This is a genomic window from Streptomyces olindensis (assembly GCF_040645895.1).
In the GTDB taxonomy this organism is placed as follows: Bacteria; Actinomycetota; Actinomycetes; order Streptomycetales; family Streptomycetaceae; genus Streptomyces; species Streptomyces olindensis.
Genome location: NZ_JBEYZD010000053.1, coordinates 1 through 15,905, shown reverse-complemented (window position 1 = coordinate 15,905; position 15,905 = coordinate 1). Strand labels below are relative to the sequence as shown.

13 protein-coding genes, 1 tRNA gene and 1 pseudogene are annotated in these 15,905 nt (G+C 74.3%); 6 read left to right on the top strand and 9 right to left on the bottom strand.

From position 1 onward, the window contains the following. Positions 1-119 precede the first annotated feature (119 nt). The gene (locus ABZ948_RS28745) at positions 120-1,253 is read left to right on the top strand and encodes an acyl-CoA dehydrogenase family protein (protein ID WP_359764259.1); all 1,134 of its coding nucleotides are present in this window, start codon (positions 120-122) and stop codon (positions 1,251-1,253) included. Positions 1,254-1,404: 151 nt separating this feature from the next. Here the strand turns inward: ABZ948_RS28745 and ABZ948_RS28740 are convergent, their stop codons facing one another. The 4 genes from ABZ948_RS28740 to ABZ948_RS28725 all read right to left on the bottom strand — a co-directional run bounded on the left by ABZ948_RS28740 (position 1,405) and on the right by ABZ948_RS28725 (position 5,041). Then, entirely contained in the window at positions 1,405-1,734 is a 330-nt protein-coding gene (locus ABZ948_RS28740) for a rhodanese-like domain-containing protein (RefSeq protein WP_359764332.1), read from the bottom strand. A gap of 64 nt (positions 1,735-1,798) precedes the next feature. Beyond that, a complete protein-coding gene (locus ABZ948_RS28735; RefSeq protein WP_359764258.1) occupies positions 1,799-2,614 on the bottom strand; it encodes a hypothetical protein in 816 nt (271 codons plus the stop codon). 108 nt (positions 2,615-2,722) lie between these two features. Continuing rightward, positions 2,723-4,144 (bottom strand): DUF2252 domain-containing protein, encoded by a 1,422-nt coding sequence (locus ABZ948_RS28730; protein WP_359764256.1) that lies wholly within the window; start codon positions 4,142-4,144, stop codon positions 2,723-2,725. Between the two features lie 162 nt (positions 4,145-4,306). After that, positions 4,307-5,041, bottom strand: a complete 735-nt coding sequence (locus tag ABZ948_RS28725) for a ScbR family autoregulator-binding transcription factor (RefSeq protein WP_359764254.1) — start codon at positions 5,039-5,041, stop codon at positions 4,307-4,309. A 159-nt stretch (positions 5,042-5,200) separates the two neighbouring features. Here ABZ948_RS28725 and ABZ948_RS28720 point away from each other — a divergent pair, with 159 nt between their 5' ends. Both ABZ948_RS28720 and ABZ948_RS28715 read left to right on the top strand, forming a co-directional pair. Further along, a complete protein-coding gene (locus tag ABZ948_RS28720; RefSeq protein WP_359764252.1) occupies positions 5,201-6,370 on the top strand; it encodes a ScbA/BarX family gamma-butyrolactone biosynthesis protein in 1,170 nt (389 codons plus the stop codon). Then, positions 6,367-7,290, top strand: a complete 924-nt coding sequence (locus ABZ948_RS28715; protein ID WP_359764250.1) for an NAD-dependent epimerase/dehydratase family protein — start codon at positions 6,367-6,369, stop codon at positions 7,288-7,290. The genes ABZ948_RS28720 and ABZ948_RS28715 overlap by 4 nt, the downstream gene beginning before the upstream one ends. 4 nt (positions 7,291-7,294) lie before the next feature. Here the strand turns inward: ABZ948_RS28715 and ABZ948_RS28710 are convergent, their stop codons facing one another. From ABZ948_RS28710 to ABZ948_RS28695, 4 genes are all read right to left on the bottom strand, one after another. Beyond that, the gene (locus ABZ948_RS28710) at positions 7,295-8,563 is read right to left on the bottom strand and encodes a cytochrome P450 family protein (protein WP_359764248.1); all 1,269 of its coding nucleotides are present in this window, start codon (positions 8,561-8,563) and stop codon (positions 7,295-7,297) included. Between the two features lie 129 nt (positions 8,564-8,692). After that, positions 8,693-9,391 carry a ScbR family autoregulator-binding transcription factor gene (locus ABZ948_RS28705; RefSeq protein WP_359764246.1) on the bottom strand — a complete coding sequence of 233 codons (699 nt, stop codon included), beginning with the start codon at positions 9,389-9,391 and terminating at the stop codon, positions 8,693-8,695. A gap of 100 nt (positions 9,392-9,491) precedes the next feature. Further along, positions 9,492-10,151 (bottom strand): response regulator, encoded by a 660-nt coding sequence (locus ABZ948_RS28700; protein WP_359764330.1) that lies wholly within the window; start codon positions 10,149-10,151, stop codon positions 9,492-9,494. Continuing rightward, positions 10,141-11,412: a sensor histidine kinase gene (locus ABZ948_RS28695; RefSeq protein WP_359764244.1), complete on the bottom strand. Its 1,272-nt coding sequence runs from the start codon at positions 11,410-11,412 to the stop codon at positions 10,141-10,143. The genes ABZ948_RS28700 and ABZ948_RS28695 overlap by 11 nt, the downstream gene beginning before the upstream one ends. A gap of 180 nt (positions 11,413-11,592) precedes the next feature. On the opposite strand from ABZ948_RS28695, the gene ABZ948_RS28690 reads away from it, so the two are divergent. Both ABZ948_RS28690 and ABZ948_RS28685 read left to right on the top strand, forming a co-directional pair. Continuing rightward, the gene (locus ABZ948_RS28690; RefSeq protein WP_359764242.1) at positions 11,593-12,318 is read left to right on the top strand and encodes an ABC transporter ATP-binding protein; all 726 of its coding nucleotides are present in this window, start codon (positions 11,593-11,595) and stop codon (positions 12,316-12,318) included. Beyond that, positions 12,312-14,729 (top strand): ABC transporter permease, encoded by a 2,418-nt coding sequence (locus ABZ948_RS28685; RefSeq protein ID WP_359764240.1) that lies wholly within the window; start codon positions 12,312-12,314, stop codon positions 14,727-14,729. Before ABZ948_RS28690 ends, ABZ948_RS28685 begins: the two co-directional genes overlap by 7 nt. 113 nt (positions 14,730-14,842) lie before the next feature. Here the strand turns inward: ABZ948_RS28685 and ABZ948_RS28680 are convergent. Continuing rightward, a tRNA-Leu gene (locus ABZ948_RS28680) sits at positions 14,843-14,926 on the bottom strand. A 473-nt stretch (positions 14,927-15,399) separates the two neighbouring features. On the opposite strand from ABZ948_RS28680, the pseudogene ABZ948_RS28675 reads away from it, so the two are divergent. Further along, positions 15,400-15,813: pseudogene (locus ABZ948_RS28675) on the top strand (DUF3662 domain-containing protein); the annotation flags it as partial. Positions 15,814-15,905 lie beyond the last annotated feature (92 nt).

Sequence of the window (15,905 nt, the reverse complement as noted above, 5' to 3'; positions counted from 1 at the left end):
GGATGGCCCGCAGGAGTGACACCCTACGGCGCACGCCCGTACACCCATTCCCTTCTTCTAGAACCTGTTCTATCTTGACGCCCCGTCAGCTCAACGGGATCGCCGGGAGGACAGGCACCGTGGACTTCACCTTCACCGAGGAGCAGCAGGCGGCGGCCGAGGCGGCGAAGGGCGTGTTCGCCGGGGTCGCCCCCGACGCCGTGCCGAGCCCGGCCCTCACCCGGGGCGCCGTCGCCGAGGCCTGCGACCACGCCCTGTGGGCCCGGCTCGCCGACGCGGACCTGCTCAGCCTGCTGCTCGACGCCGAGTACGGCGGGGCCGGTCTGGACGCCATCGCGCTGTGCCTGGTGCTGCGGGAGTCGGCCCGGGTGCTGGCCAGGGTGCCGCTGCTGGAGAGCAGCGCGGCAGCGGCGGCCGTACAGGCCTACGGCGGTGACGAGGCGAAGTCCGCGCTGCTCGCCCGGGCCGGCCGGGGCGAGACCGTGCTGACCGTCGCCGCGCACGGCCGCACCGGCCACGACCCGGCCGAGCTCGCCGTGACCGCGCGGCGGGACGGCGGGGTCTGGGTGCTGGACGGTGTGCAGACGGCGGTGCCGTGGGCGTACGACGCGGACGTCACGGTCGTCCCCGCGCACACCCCGACCGGCCGGAGCGTGCTGGCCCTGGTCCCGCGCGGGCACCAGGGCGTCGGCCTCGCCGAGCAGTTCTCCACCAGCGGCGAGCGGCTCGCCGAGCTGCGGCTGGAGTCGGCGCGGCTCGCCGCCCGGGACGTGATCGACGCCGACGGCGCCTGGGAGTGGCTGCGGGACCTGCTGGCCACCGGGACGTGTGCGCTGGCGCTCGGGCTCGGGGAACGCGTGCTGCGGATGACCGCGGAGTACACGAGCGGGCGGGAGCAGTTCGGCTTCCCCCTCGCGACCTTCCAGGCCGTCGCCGTGCAGGCCGCCGACCGGTACATCGACCTGCGCGCGATGGAGGCCACGCTGTGGCAGGCGGCGTGGCGGATCGCCTCGGGGGCACCGGGCGCGCTGCCCGCCGCCGGTGACGTCGCCGTCGCCAAGATCTGGGCGGCGGAGGGCGTGCGCCGGGTCGTGCAGACCGCGCAGCACCTGCACGGCGGGTTCGGCGCCGACGTCGACTACCCGCTGCACCGGTACCACGCCTGGGCCAAGCACCTGGAGCTGTCGCTCGGCCCGGCGGCGGCCCACGAGGAGGCCCTGGGCGACCTGCTGGCCACGCACCCACTGGCCTGACCACGCGCTGGCCTGACCAGTCGCCGGCCTGATCACCCGCTGGCCTGGCCAATCGCGGTCTGACCAGTCGCCGGCCTGACGCATCGCGGCCCGACCAGCCGCCGGCCTGACCCATCGCGGCCCGACCAGCCGCCGGCCCGAGCAGCCGACGCTAGAGGACGAACCCGGGCTGGCCCTCGTCCGTCACGACGGGTCGGCCCGCCGCCTCCCACACCTGCATGCCGCCGTCGACGTTCACCGCGTCGATGCCCTGCTGGGCCAGGTACATCGTGACCTGCGCGGACCGGCCGCCGGAGCGGCAGATCACATGCACCCGGCCGTCCTGCGGGGCGGCCTCGGTCAGCTCACCGAACCGGGCGACGAACTCGCTGATCGGGATGTGCAGCGCGCCTTCGGCGTGACCGGCCTTCCACTCGTCGTCCTCCCGGACGTCCAGCAGGAAGTCGTCGTCCTTGAGGTCCGCGACCGCGACCGTGGGCACACCAGCTCCAAAACTCATGCGTCCGACGCTACCGGACTGCCCGGTGGGACGGCCGGGGCGCGGCTCAGCCCTCCCCGAGCAGCGCGGCCAGCTCCCTCTCCCGGTCGGCGAGCTGGGTGAGCAGCCCCTGCCCGATCTCGTCCAGGAGACGGTCCGGGTCGTCCGGGGCCAGCTGGAGCATGTGGCCTATGGCGCTCTCCTCCAGTTCCCGGGCGAGCAGGGCGAGCAGTTCCTTGCGCTGGGCGAGCCACTCGAGCCGGGCGTACAGCTCCTCGGCGCGGCTCGGGCCCCGCTTCAGCTCGGGCCCCTTGGCCCACTCCTCGGCGAGTTCGCGCAGCTCCGCCTCGTCGCCCCGCGCGTAGGCGGCGTTGACGCGGGTGATGAACTCCTCGCGCCGCTCGCGCTCCTTCTCCTCCTGGGCCAGGTCGGGGTGGGCCTTGCGGGCCAGGTCGCGGTAGAGCTTGCGGGCCTCCTCGCTGGGGCGGACCCGCTGCGGGGGCCGGACCGCCTGGTCCGTGAGCATCGCCACGGCCTCGGGGAACAGGCCGCTGTCGTCCATCCAGCCGTGCAGCAGCTCCTCGACGCCCGGGATGGGCGCGAGCCGGGATCTGGCCTCCTCCGCCCGGCGCCGGTCCTCGGGATCGCCGCTGCGGGCGGCCCTGGCCTCCAGGATCCGGGCGTCCAGCTCCTCGAGCCGGGCGTACAGCGGGCCGAGCTTCTGCTCGTGCAGGCGGGAGAAGTTCTCGACCTCGACGCGGAAGGTCTCCACCGCGATCTCGTACTCGATCAGCGCCTGCTCGGCGGCCCGCACGGCCCGCTCCAGCCGTGCCTCGGGGCGGGCGGCGTCGCCACCGTCCTGCTCAGCTTCGGGGGTCGTCACCCGACCAGCGTAGGCCACGGGCCGACCGCCTCCGCGCCCCTGCCCTCCGGGCACCCTGGGAGCGGACCCGGGGTGCCGCACGGACCGGCGCAGCCGCCTGCCGTCCCGCTACACCCCCAGCTCCGCCGCGACCTTCCCCGCGCGCACGCCCGCCACCAGCTCCGCGTGGTCCGCCTCGGTGCGGTCCGCGTAGGCCACGGCGAACGCCGCCATCGCCTCGTCCAGTTCCTCGCTCTTGCCGCAGTACCCGGCGATGAGGCGGGGGTCGGCGCTGTGGGAGTGGGCCCGGGCCAGGAGGGCGCCGGTCATCCGGCCGTAGTCGTCTATCTGGTCGGCGGCCAGGGCGGCGGGATCGACGCTGCCCTTGCGGTTGCGGAACTGGCGGACCTGGAAGGGGCGTCCGTCGACCGTCGTCCAGCCGAGCAGGATGTCGCTGACGACCTGCATCCGCTTCTGGCCGAGCACGACCCGCCGTCCCTCGTGGCCGGCCTCCGGCGCCTCGAAACCGGCGGTCACCAGATGCGGCACCAGGGCCGACGCCCGCGCCTCCTTCACCTGGAGCACCAGCGGCTCGCCCCGGTGGTCCAGGAGCAGCACGACGTAGGAGCGGGTGCCGACGCTGCCGGTGCCGACGACGCGGAACGCCACGTCGTGCACCGCGTGCCGGGCGAGGAGGGGCAGGCGGTCCTCGGGCAGCGTGCCGACGTACTCCTCCAGGGACGCCGCGACGGCCGCCGCCTCCTCGTCCGGGACGCGCCGCAGCACCGGCGGGGCGTCGACGAAGCGGCGCCCGCCGCCCTCGACGGCCTCGGTCGACTTGGCCGCGAAGCGTCCGCTGGTGTTGTGGCGGGCCTTCTCGGAGACCCGCTCCAGGGTGCCGAGCAGGTCATGGGCGTCCGTGTGGGAGACGAGTTCCTCGTCCGCGATGGCGTTCCACGCGTCCAGCACCGGCAGTTTGGCCAGCAGCCGCATGGTGCGGCGGTAGGCGCCCACCGCGTCGTACGCCGCCTTGCGGCACTGGTTCTCGTCGGCGCCCGCTTCCCGGCCCGCGAGCACCAGAGAGGCGGCGAGGCGCTTGAGGTCCCACTCCCAGGGGCCGTGCACCGTCTCGTCGAAGTCGTTCAGGTCGATGACGAGGCCGCCGCGCGCGTCGCCGTACAGGCCGAAATTGGCCGCATGGGCGTCGCCGCAGATCTGGGCCCCGATCCGGGTCATGGGGGTGCGCGCGAGGTCGTAGGCCATGAGGCCCGCGGCGCCGCGCAGGAACGCGAAGGGCGTGGCGGCCATGCGGCCGACCCGGATCGGCGTGAGTTCGGGCAGGCGGCCGCGGCCCGACTCCTCGACGGCGCTGACCGCGTCGGGCCGGGAGGTGTCCAGGTCGAGCGCGGCGTGCGCGTGGCGCGGGATCCGCCTGCGCAGGGCCTTGCCCTCCTCCTTGGGCGAGCCCTCGGCCGGCCACTCGGCGAAGCCCCGCACCCGGGGCAGCCGACGCCCCGTCCCGTTCCCGGTCTCGTCCTCAGCCCTGGTCATACCGACCGCCTCCCCCGCACGCGCACGAACATCAACTCGTGCCGACCGTACAACCGGCGGCCGAAACGCGTCAGACCCTGTGGACAACTCCACATCTGTGGACAACCTGCGTCAAGGCAGCGGCCGTACGCCGGACGACCCGGTCTCCGAGTGCCCCGGCCGTCACGCCCCCGACGAGGCCTGCGCAGGCACAACCGCCCCCTGCTCCGCCTGTCGCTCGTCCACGGGTGCGTGGGCCGCCCGTCCGTCATCCACCGGCCCCTGCTCCACCCGCCCCTGGGCCAGCACCTGTTCGGCCCGGTCCACCGAGATGTCGAGGCGGGCCAGCACCGCGGGGACCGTGATGCTGGGCAGGAAGTGCTCGAACATCACGACGACACGGCGCTCCAGATCCTGCCGCTGGCAGCGCAGCTGGGACAGCAGCTGCACCCCCGAGAAGCTGCCCACCAGCAGCTCCGCCGTCTCGGCCACGTCGACGTGCGGCAGCAGCTCGCCCTGCGCCTTCGCCTCCGCCAGTCGCTGCACGTTCTGGTCGAACCACATGCGGAAGGCCGCCGTCCGGTCGAGGTCCATGGCCCCCTGGTCGAGGGCGAGCCCCACGCTGGCCCGCACCAGCGGCTCGGACCGCAGCCGCCGGGCCAGGACCAGCCCGGAGTCGACGAGTTCCTGGAGCTTGCTGGACTGCGGCGGGAGCGTGATCGCGAGCTGCTCCTCGAACACCCCGACCGCCAGCTCCTCCTTGGAGCCGAAGTGGAAGTACAGCGCGCCCTTGGTGACGCCGGCGCGGTCCAGGATCTCCCCGATGGTCGCCGAGGTGTAGCCGCGTTCGTCGAAGACGGCCGCCGCCGCCTCCAGGATGGTCCGCCGGGTGCGGATCGCGCGCTCCTGTCGCGCCATCGGATGCCTCCTGATCTCCGTCGATCCCTGTGAAGTCGCTGTGCAGCGAGGGCGCGAGAGCCTGTCCCGGCAGCTTGACCCACCCTTTGAAAAAAACCGGCTCGTCCGTATCTTAGTCAGACGCCGACCGCAGCCAGGCAGCCGATCCTGGGGGTTCTCATGCCGCAGACAGGACCTTTAAGCGCACTCACGGACGATCAGACCGGACGAGAGGGCCGTCCGGCAAACAGAACTGTTGCGACCGTCGAGAACACGCCACAGACGACCGCCACCGCGGAGGCCCCGCCGCAGCCCGCAACTGCCGCCACCAACGCCACCGCCAGCGCCGAAGAACACGCATCCCACACCGCCACCCCCGAAGAACCCGCACCCCACGCCACCGCCGAGCCCAGCCCCGTCACCCACACCAACCCCGTCACCAAGGAACTCGCCCACCGCACCACCGACACGGACGTCTTCCCCACCCGGTGGAGCAGAATCTCCGACACCCGCTTCCGTTTCACCGCGCACTGGCCGGCCGCCCACCCCTTCTTCGGCCCCGTGGACGACCGCCACCAGGACCCGATGGTCGTGGGCGAAACGTTGCGGCAGGCCTCGATGGTGCTCGCGCACGCCGAGTTCGGCGCCCCTGCCGACACCCACTTCGTCATGTGGGACCTGACGGTGTTCGCCGACCCGTCCGCGCTGCTGCTGTCGGACGCCGCCGAACCGGTCGAGATCGACGTCGTGTGCTCCGAGATCCGCCGCCGCGGCCGCGGCCTGGCGAGCATGCGGACCACGATGGAGTTCCGCCGCGCCGGCCGCTTCGTGGCCCGCGGCACGGGCAGCACCGGCTGCACCTCGCCGCTCGCCTACCGCCGCCTGCGGGGACGGCAGCTGGCCGCGGCGGACACGCCCGTGCCGCTGCTGCCCGGCATCGCGCCGGAACTCGCCGGCCGCTCCCGCCCCGAGGACGTCGTCCTCGCCCCCGAAGACCACCCCGCCGGCCGGCCCGACGACCACCCCGGCGTCTGGCTGCTGCGCGTGGACACCGGCCACCCGGTCCTCTTCCCCCGGCCCAACGACCACGTCCCCGGCATGGTCCTGTTCGAGGCGGCCCGCCAGGCCGCGGCCGCCGCGTCCGGCCACCGTCCCTTCCTGCCCCGCACGATGACGGCCGACTTCGCCCGGTACGCCGAGCTGCACAGCCCGTGCCGGCTCGAGACGGAGCTGCTCGACAAGGACCCGGAGGAGGTGACCGTGCGCGTGTCGGGGCGGCAGGACGGCGAGACCGTCTTCACCGCCACGCTGACCTCCGCGCGGACGGCGGGGGTACGGTCCCTGCCGTGACGGTCACCTTCCTGATCACCGGCGCGAGCGGTTTCGTCGGCAGCCGCGCGGTCGCCGCGGCCCGCGGCCGGCCCGGCGTCCGGGTGCGGACGCTGTCCCGGCACGCGGGACCCGGGGCCGACACCGTCCACGGCGACCTGTCCGACCCGGCCTCCCTGCGCGGCGCCTGCGCGGACACCGACGTCCTGGTGCACTGCGCCACCCGGATCGGCGGCGACGCCGCGACGGTGGAGGCCGTCAACGACCGGGGCACCCGGGCCCTGGTCGAGGAGGCCGTGCGGGCCGGAGTGCGCCGGATCGTGTACGTGAGCACGGCCGCCGTGTACGGCCGGGGCCCCTTCCGCGGCGTACGACCCGGCGAGGTGCCGGTCGCGCCCGCGTCGGCCACCAGCCGCACCCGGGCCGCCGCCGAACGGCACGTCCTCGACGCGGGCGGCCTGGTGCTGCGACCGCACCTCGTGTACGGCGAGGGCGACCGCTGGGTCGTCCCCGGACTGGTCGGGCTGCTGCGCGAGTTGTCGGCGACGGTGACCGGCTGCACGGCGCTGCAGTCGATGATCGACGTGGACACCCTGGGCCGCGCGGTCGTGGCCGCGGCGCTCTCCCCGGCGCGCAGCGGCGGCGTACACCACGTCGGCCATCCCGAGCCGGTGGCGGTTCCGGAGCTGCTCGGGGCCGTGCGCGAGCACCTGGGGGAGCCCGGCGGCGGTGCGGCGGTGGACGTCGCCACCGCCCTGGACCGGGCCGCCGGTTCGCCGCTCGCCCTCCATCACCTCGGCATGCTGACCGTCGACCACTGGTTCGTGGACGACGCCTTCTGGAAGGACCTCGACTGCTCTCCCGGCGAGGGCTTCGCGGCCGGATTCCGGCGCGCGGCACCCTGGTACCGCTCCTTCCTGCGCGACCGGCCGGCTTCCTGACCCTCTACGCCTCCTCCGGACGCGGACCCGCCTCCCGGCCGTGCAGCAGCACGGGCAGCGACTCGTGCCCCGTGGAGATGATCGACCGGAGCCGCTTCGGCGGTCGGGACGGATCGGCCAGGGCCAGCCGCGGGAAACGGTCGAACAGGGAGGTCAGGGCCGCCGTCGCCTCGGCCATGGCCAAGGGCCGGCCCAGGCAGTGGTGCACGCCGTGGCCGAAGGAGATGTGGTCGCGGCTGGTGGCGCGGGTGACGTCGAACCGGTCGGCGTCGGGGCCGTGCCGCTCGGGGTCGCGTCCGGCGCCGGCGAAGGACACGACCACCGCGTCGCCCTTCGGGATGGTGAGCCCGGGCTCGATCTCGATGTCCTCGACGGCGTAGCGCAGGCCCGACATGGCACCCGGCGCCTCGTGGCGCAGCGACTCCTCGATGGCGTCCTCCCAGGACACCCGCCCGGAGCGGACGAGGTCGAGCTGGTCGGGGTGGGCGAGCAGGCTGTGCACGGTGTTGTCGATGAGGTTGACGGTCGTCTCGAAGCCCGCCGTGAGCAGCAGGATCAGGTTGTCCATCAACTCCTGTTCGCTGAGGCTGCCTTCGTCGCGCGCGGCGATGAGCGCGGTCGTCAGGTCGTCGGCCGGGTGCGCGCGCTTGTCCTCGAGGAACGCGGTCAGCGTGGCGTAGAGGTCGACGGCGTTGGCCTGGGCGTCCTCCAGGGAGATCGCCGTGTCGAAGAAGCCGTTGATGATGCGGTAGAGCGCGGCCCGCGGACCGTCCTCGCCCTGCGGTACGCCGAAGAGTTCGCAGACCACCTCGTGCGGCACCGGCGCCGCGAACGCCGCGCGCAGGTCGACGACTTCGCCCTCCGGAAGCCGCTCCAGGTCGTCCAGGGCGCGGTCGACGATCTCCTGGACGCGCGGCAGCAGGGCGTCGACGCGGCGCTTGGTGAAGGCGGCGGCCATCGGTTTGCGCAGCCGGCTGTGGTCGGTGCCGTAGGCGGTGACCATGTTGCGCACGGAGACCCAGATGGCGAGCGGCCAGGTGCGGGAGATGTCCCCGTTGATCCAGGCCGGCCAGTGCTGGTAGGCGTCCTTGCTCGTCTCGGGACCGGCCAGGAGCCGTTTGTTCAGCTCCAGGCCGTTGATCCACCACGCCCTGACGCCGCCGGGGAGTTCGACCTCCACGGCCGGGCCCTGGGCGCGGATGCGGGATATCTCGCCGTAGAGATCCTGGCCGGACGGGTGGATCGCCAGGAAGGGGCAGGCCTGTTGTGCCATGACTCATCGCTCCTCGGTCCAGAGGCTGGGACACCATGGTGCGATCCGGGCGGGGAGAAAACTTGGCATCCGGTTTGTTTTGGCCATTGCTTCACACGCTGTCGGCCATGGGGGTGGTCCGGAGCGCCCCTACCGCAGCGCGAGCCCCGCCGCCGTGCCGGACTCCTCCCGGTCCGCGCGCGCGGCCGGACCCGCCTCGGCGTCCCCGCCCTCCGGGTCGGTGCCCGCCGGGTCCAGCGCACCGGCCAGGTGCGGCGCCGCCACGCACGGCAGGAGCAGCTGCCACACGTCCGTCAGCGAGGGCTGCGCGAGCCACCCGTGGTCCTCCCGGGCCAGCACCTCGATGCCGGTGGTGGCGGCGAGGACGACGGCGCTGGTGCGGTGCGGCGGCACACCGGCGGCGAGTTCACCCCGCCGATCCGCCTCGGCCAGCAGCTCGTGCACGCACTCCCGCCACTCCCGGCGCAGATCGCGCACCCGCCCGGCGACCGCCTCGGCGTTGAGCCGTAACCCCGCCCGCACCACGACGTCGGCACACAGCAGCCGGGCGACCTGGTGGGTGACGTCGACGAGGCGCTGCAGGGCGCACCCGTCCCCGTCACGGCTCCGGCGCGCGATCCGGCGCAGGGCCAGGGCGGCGGCGTCCTCGACGGCCTCGGCCACGGCGGCCTTGTTCGCGAAGTGGAAGTGCAGCGCACCGGAGCTGACCCCGGCCCCCGCGCTGATCTCCGCGAGACTGGCCCGGACGTACCCCCGTGCCTCGAACTGCTCGGCCGCCGACCGGATCAGCGCGAAGCGGGTCCGGACGGCCCGGTCCTGTTTGGTCACCCGTGGCTCCCCTGCAGGGCTGCGATGGCGACGCAATGAAACCAACTCGCTGGTTTTTGCACAACGCGCCGCCGACTGCCGGGACTAGCCGCCGCCAGGACTACGCCCGCAGGTACGCGAGCACGGCCAGCACCCGGCGATGGGTGTCGTCCGCCGGCGGCAGGTCCAGCTTGGTGAGGATGCCGGAGACGTGCTTGCCCACGGCCGCCTCGGAGACGACGAGTTCCCGCGCGATCGCCCCGTTGGACCTGCCCTGCGCGATCAGCGCCAGCACCTCCCGCTCACGCGGGGTGAGCCGCTCCAGCGGGTCACGGCGGCGGCGCAGCAACTGCCGTACCACCTCGGGGTCGACGACCGTGCCGCCGTCCGCGACCTCGCCGAGCGCCGCGACGAACTCCTCGACCTGGCCGACGCGGTCCTTGAGCAGGTAGCCGACGCCCGTGCCGTCGCCGGAGTCCAGCAGCTCGGCGGCGTACCGGCGCTGCACGTACTGGCTGAGGACCAGGACGGGCAGCGTGGGCCGCTCCCGGCGCAGCCGCACGGCCGCGTGCAGGCCCTCGTCCTGGAAGCCGGGCGGCATCCGCACGTCCGTCACCACCACGTCGGGCGCGTGCTCCCCGACGGCGGCGACCAGCGCCTCGGCGTCCCCCACGGCCGCGGCGACCTCGTGGCCGCAGCGTCCGAGCAGCCCGACGAGCCCGTCCCGCAGCAGCACGCTGTCCTCGGCCAGGACGACCCGCAGCGGCCGGTCAACTCGCAGGCTCACAAGGGATCTCCACACGCAGCAGGGTCGGCCCGCCGGCCGGGCTGGACAGGGAGAGTCTGCCATCGAGCACCGACACCCGGTCGGCGAGCCCGGTCAGCCCACTGCCCGCACCGGCCCGGGCACCGCCCCGCCCGTCGTCGCGGATCTGCAGGACCAGCCGGCCCTCGCGGTGACCGCCGCTCACCTCGGCCCGGCTCGCCCCGCTGTGCCTGCCCACGTTGGCGAGCGCCTCGCACACCACGAAGTACGCCGCCGCCTCGACCGCTTCGGACAACCGGCCGGGCAGCTCCAGGTCGACGTCGACGGGCACGGCCGAGCGGTCGGCGGCGTCGGCGACGGCCGCTTCGAGCCCGTAGTCGGCGAGGACCTTGGGGTGGATGCCCTGGATGAGCTCGCGCAGCTCCGCGAGGGCCGCGCCCGCCTCCTCGTGCGCCTTGGCGAGCTGGTCGGCGAGCGGGCCGGGCGGGGCGTCGAGACGGGCCAGGCCGAGCGTCATCGTCAGGGCGACGAGCCGCTGCTGCGCCCCGTCGTGCAGATCGCGCTCGATCCGCCGCCGCTCCGCCTCGAAGGCGTCCACCAACCGCAGCCGGGACCGGCTCAGTTCGACCACCCTGGCCCCCAGGTCGGCCTCGCGCGGGGCGACCAGCAGCCGGGCCAGCCCCGCCCGGGCCCCGGCCACGACGCCCAGCAGGTAGGCGCCCAGGGCCAGCATGAGCAGCCCCAGGACGGCACACCCGGCGGCGGCCGGCCAGGTGCTGACGAGCCACACCTTGAGCACCTTCGCCTCACCGTCCACGGCCAGCACCAGCGGAGTCGCGACCACGGTCAGCGGGCCGAGCAGGAAGACGGCGAACGCGAGGGCGTCGACCGGCCACAACAGTCCCGCGAACAGCAGCGCGTGGCCCAGCTCCCGCCAGGTGGCCCGCTCCCGCAGCCGCGTCACCAGCCAGGGCCGCAGCCCCGGCTCCCCGGGCGGCTCGTGCGGGTCGGACGCCGGCTCGGCGTCGACCAGCCGCAGCCGCCGCCGCTCCACCGCCGCCACGGGAACGCCCGCCAGGGCCGTCCCGAGCAGCAGCGGCAGCCCCACCAGCGCGAGCGCGAGCACCCCGCCGGCCACCGCCGACGTCACGATCCCCACCAGCACGACGACGCCGGTCACCGCGCCGGTGAGCAGGTAACAGGCCGCCCGCCAGGGCCACGCCGACAGCAGATAGCCAGGGCGGGACAGGGCCTGCCACACGTTCCGAGGAAGCATGGGGATCACCGTAAGAGCCGCCCGCGGCCCGGGCCATGGGCCCAGAGGGAGGCTCCGGGGTAGGCCTGGCCCTACCCCCAGGTCTAGGCCCCGCCGCACTGCGCCGACCCACCCCCGACCGGTTTCGTGGACGCCACACCGAAACACCGGTGGACGCCGCACCGACACCAGGGGAACCCCATGACACACGACGCCGTCCGGCTGGACTCGGTCACCAGGACCTACGGCCCCGTGACCGCACTCCACGACGTCTCCCTCGCGTTCCCCAAGGGCACCTTCACCGCCGTCATGGGCCCCTCCGGCTCCGGCAAGTCCACCCTGCTCCAGTGCGCCGCCGGACTGGACCGGCCCACCTCCGGGTCGGTCACCGTGGGCGGCACCGAACTGACCGGCCTGGGCGAGCGGCGCCTGACCCTGCTGCGCCGCGAACGCGTCGGGTTCGTCTTCCAGGCGTTCAACCTGCTGCCCTCACTGACCGCCGAGCAGAACGTGGCCCTGCCCCTGCGCCTCGCCGGCCGCCGCGTCGCGAAGACCCGGGTGCGCCAGGCACTCGACCGCGTCGGCCTGGCCGAGCGGGCCCGGCACCTGCCCGGGCAGTTGTCCGGCGGCCAGCAGCAACGCGTCGCCCTGGCCCGCGCGTTGATCACCCGCCCCGACGTGCTGTTCGGCGACGAGCCCACCGGAGCCCTGGACACCCGCACCGCCCGCGAGGTGCTCGGCCTGCTGCGCGGCTTGGTCGACCACGAGGGCCAGACGGTCGTCATGGTCACGCACGACCCGGTCGCCGCCGCGTACGCCGACCGCGTGCTCTTCCTCGTCGACGGCCGGGTGAGCGGGGAGTTGACCGCCGCCGGCGCCGACACCATCGCCGCGCGCATGACCCGCCTGGAGGCCGTGCCGTGCTGACCGTCACCCTGCGCACCCTGCGCACCCGCTGGACCGCCTTCACCGGCAGCTTCGTCGCCCTCTGCCTGGGCGTGGCCCTGCTCACCGTGACGGGCCTGGCCCTGGCCTCGTCCGCGACCGCCCCGGAACGCGGCCCCGAGCGCTTCGCCGCCGCGCCGGTCGTCGTCAAGAGCCAGGACACCCTGCGCGTCCCGACCCCCATCGGCGACCGCACGGCCCGGCTCACCCACCCGCGACCCCTCCCCGCGGGGACCGTCGCCGCCGTGCGGAAGCTGGGCCCGGTCGTCGAGGACCGGTCGTTCCCCGTGCGCAGCGGCCCCGCCCGCCTGGTGGGCCACCCCTGGTCCACCGCCCGGTTCGCCCCCTACGACCTCGCCTCCGGCCGGGCACCCCGCACGGCCGGCGAGGTCGTCGTCACCGGCGCCCCGGCACGCCTCGGCGAGCGGCTCCGCACGGACCGCGGCACGCTACGCGTCGTCGGCACCCTGACCCCGCGCGGCTTCGAGGACGCCGTGTTCTTCACGGACGCCCGCGCCGCCCGGCTGGCCCCCGCGCTCCACCAGCTGGCCGTCACGGCCGATCCGGCGGCCGTGCGGCGGGCGGTGGACGGCGACGCCCAGGTCCTCACCGGTGACGCCCGCCGCCTCGCCGACGCCGACCCCGACCGGGACAGCGAGGCGCTCACCGCGATGAACGCCCTGTTCGGCACCGCCGGCGGCGTCACCGCCTTCGTGTCGGTCTTCGTCGTGGCCTCGACCTTCGCCTTCGCGGTGGCCCAGCGGCGCCGGGAGTTCGCCCTGCTGCGCACCACCGGCGCCACCCCGGGCCAGATCCGCCGCGCCGTCCTCACCGAGGCCCTCGCCGTCGGCACGATCGCCTCGGCCGCGGGCTGCGTGCTCGGCTCCCACCTCGCGCCCCTGCTGGCGGCCCGGGTCGCCGACGAGGGCCTCGCCCCCGCCTGGTTCACCATCGGCGACCACACCTGGCCCTACCACGCGGCCTTCTGGACCGGCCTCCTCGTCGCCCTGGCCGGAGCGACCGCGGCCTCCTGGCGCGCCGGCCGCACCGCACCCACCCGGGACCTGCGCGAGGACAGCGGACGGATCACCCCGGGCCGCCTGCTGTGCGGCACGGCCCTCCTGCTCACCTCCGCCGTGACCCTGACCCTCTCCCTGACCGGCGACCCCGGCGACCTCCTCCACCGCAAGACCTACATCAGCCGCCCCATGCTGCTGATCACCGCGGCCGCCCTGCTCGCCCCCCTCGCGCTGCGCCCCCTGACCCGGCTGCTGACCTGCCGGCCCTCGACCACCGGCATGCTGGTCCGCGCGAACACCGCCACCGGGGCACGCCGTACCGCGGCGCTCGCGGCACCCGTCCTGGTCACCGTCGCCCTCACGGGTTGCCTCCTCGGCGCCACCGGGACCCTGGACCGGGCGAAGGCCACGGAGACGAGCGACCGCACCACCGCCGCCTTCGTCATCACCCCACCGGCCGGAACCGCCTTCGACGACACCACCCTGCGCAGACTGCGCGCCGTCCCCGGCACCGCGCTGTCACCCACGTCCTCGACGGCCGTCCACGTCCTGGAGGACGGCGCGGCCCTGATCCGCTCCGAGGGCCGCGCCGCCACCCCCGGCGCCCTGGCGGCCACCACCCGCCTCCCGCTCGCCGCGGGCAGGGTGAGCGACCTGGACGACGACTCGATCATCGTCAACGAGGAGTGGCGGCGGCACCGGGTGGGCGAGCGGGTACGGGTGTGGCTCGGCGACGGCACGCCCCGCACCCTGCGCATCGCCGCGGTGATGACCACCGGCACCGGGAACAACGGCGTCTACGTCACCCCGCGCAACGCCCCGGGTGCCGCGATCGACCGGATCGACGTCGCCCTCGTCGACGGCGCGGACCCGGCGGCCGTGGCCACCGCCCTCGACCGGGCCGCGGGCCCCGCCCAGGTCCTCACCCGCGACGCATGGCTCCGGGCCACCCACCCCGCGACGAAGCACACCACCCGCCTCGGTCTGCTGATGGTCCTGGGCATCGCCCTCCTCTACACGGGCATCTCCGTGGCCAACACCATGGTCATGGGGGCCGCCGGCCGGGCCCGCGACGTGGCCGCGCTGCGGCTGGCCGGGGCCACCCGGTGGCAGGTGCTGCGGCTGGCGGGCGCCGAGGCCCTCACGGTCGTCGCGGCCGGGGCGCTCCTCGGCCTCCTGGTCACGGCCGTCAACCTGGCCGGCCTGACCGGCGCCCTCGCGCTGCTGTCGGTCCGGCCCGCCCCCGCCCTGCCGTGGCAGGCCCTCGGCGCGACGGTGACGGCCTGCGCCCTGCTCGCCACGGCCTCCGCGGTCGTCCCCACCGCCCTCGCCCTGCGCCGCCGCCCGGCGGACCCGGCAGGCCTTCGGGAGTGAGCCCGCGGGGACAGCCCTGAGAGCTTCCTCACACGGCGGGACACCGAGACAACCGTCACACCCGCAGACACGAAGAACGGGCGGCATCTGATCGATGCCGCCCGTTCCGACGGTGCGCGAGGGGGGAGTTGAACCCCCACGCCCTTGCGGGCACTGGAACCTGAATCCAGCGCGTCTGCCTATTCCGCCACCCGCGCATTGGGTGTGTCCTGGGCCCCTTGCCCCTTGGGGGCTGGCGCCTTCCGACACCCAGAACATTAGCACGCTGGACGGGGTGGGTTCACATCCCTTGTTCCGCAGGCAGAACCCCCGCCGAACCTTCGGTGCCCCCGCCACGTATCAACGCGTGTCGCTTCACGTATCAACCTCGTACCGGTACCCCCTGTCTCCCCACGAGGGGGTCGGGGTCCACAGTCCGGTGCGGGACACTGGTCTCCGGCCGCCTCTACGATCCTTGGCAGGAGTACCTGAAGCGGTTGCGCGCGGCAGTACTCCCGCCGGAGTTCGAAGAGGAGCTCCACAGGGAACTTCGTCATGCGTCGACACCCGTCGGCCGGGCTGACAGGGGGAACCAGCCGATCGACCGGCGCGTGGATACGATCAGTAAGCAGTACCAGGCAAGCGGCCCGCAGGGCAGTACACAGGACGGCAGCGACGGAGGAGGTGCCCCATGGGAGTCCTGAAGAAGTTCGAGCAGCGTCTCGAAGGTCTGGTCAACGGCACCTTCGCCAAGGTGTTCAAGTCCGAGGTCCAGCCCGTGGAGATCGCCGGAGCGCTCCAGCGCGAGTGCGACAACAACGCCACCATCTGGAACCGCGACCGGACGGTGGTGCCCAACGACTTCATCGTCGAGCTGAGCACGCCGGACTTCGAGCGGCTCAGCCCGTACTCCGGCCAGCTCGGCGACGAGCTCGCCGGCATGGTGCGCGACTACGCCAAGCAGCAGCGCTACACCTTCATGGGCCCGATCAAGGTGCACCTGGAGAAGGCGGACGACCTCGACACCGGCCTGTACCGGGTGCGCAGCCGTACGCTCGCCTCCTCCAGCAGCCAGGCCGGCCCGGCGGGCGGCGCCGCGCCCGCCCGTCGGTGAGGTCGTAGGCGACGAGGTACCACCGCGCGGCCCAGACGACCAGGTGGTGGGGCTCGATGCGGTGCGCGGGCAGGAAGTCGGGG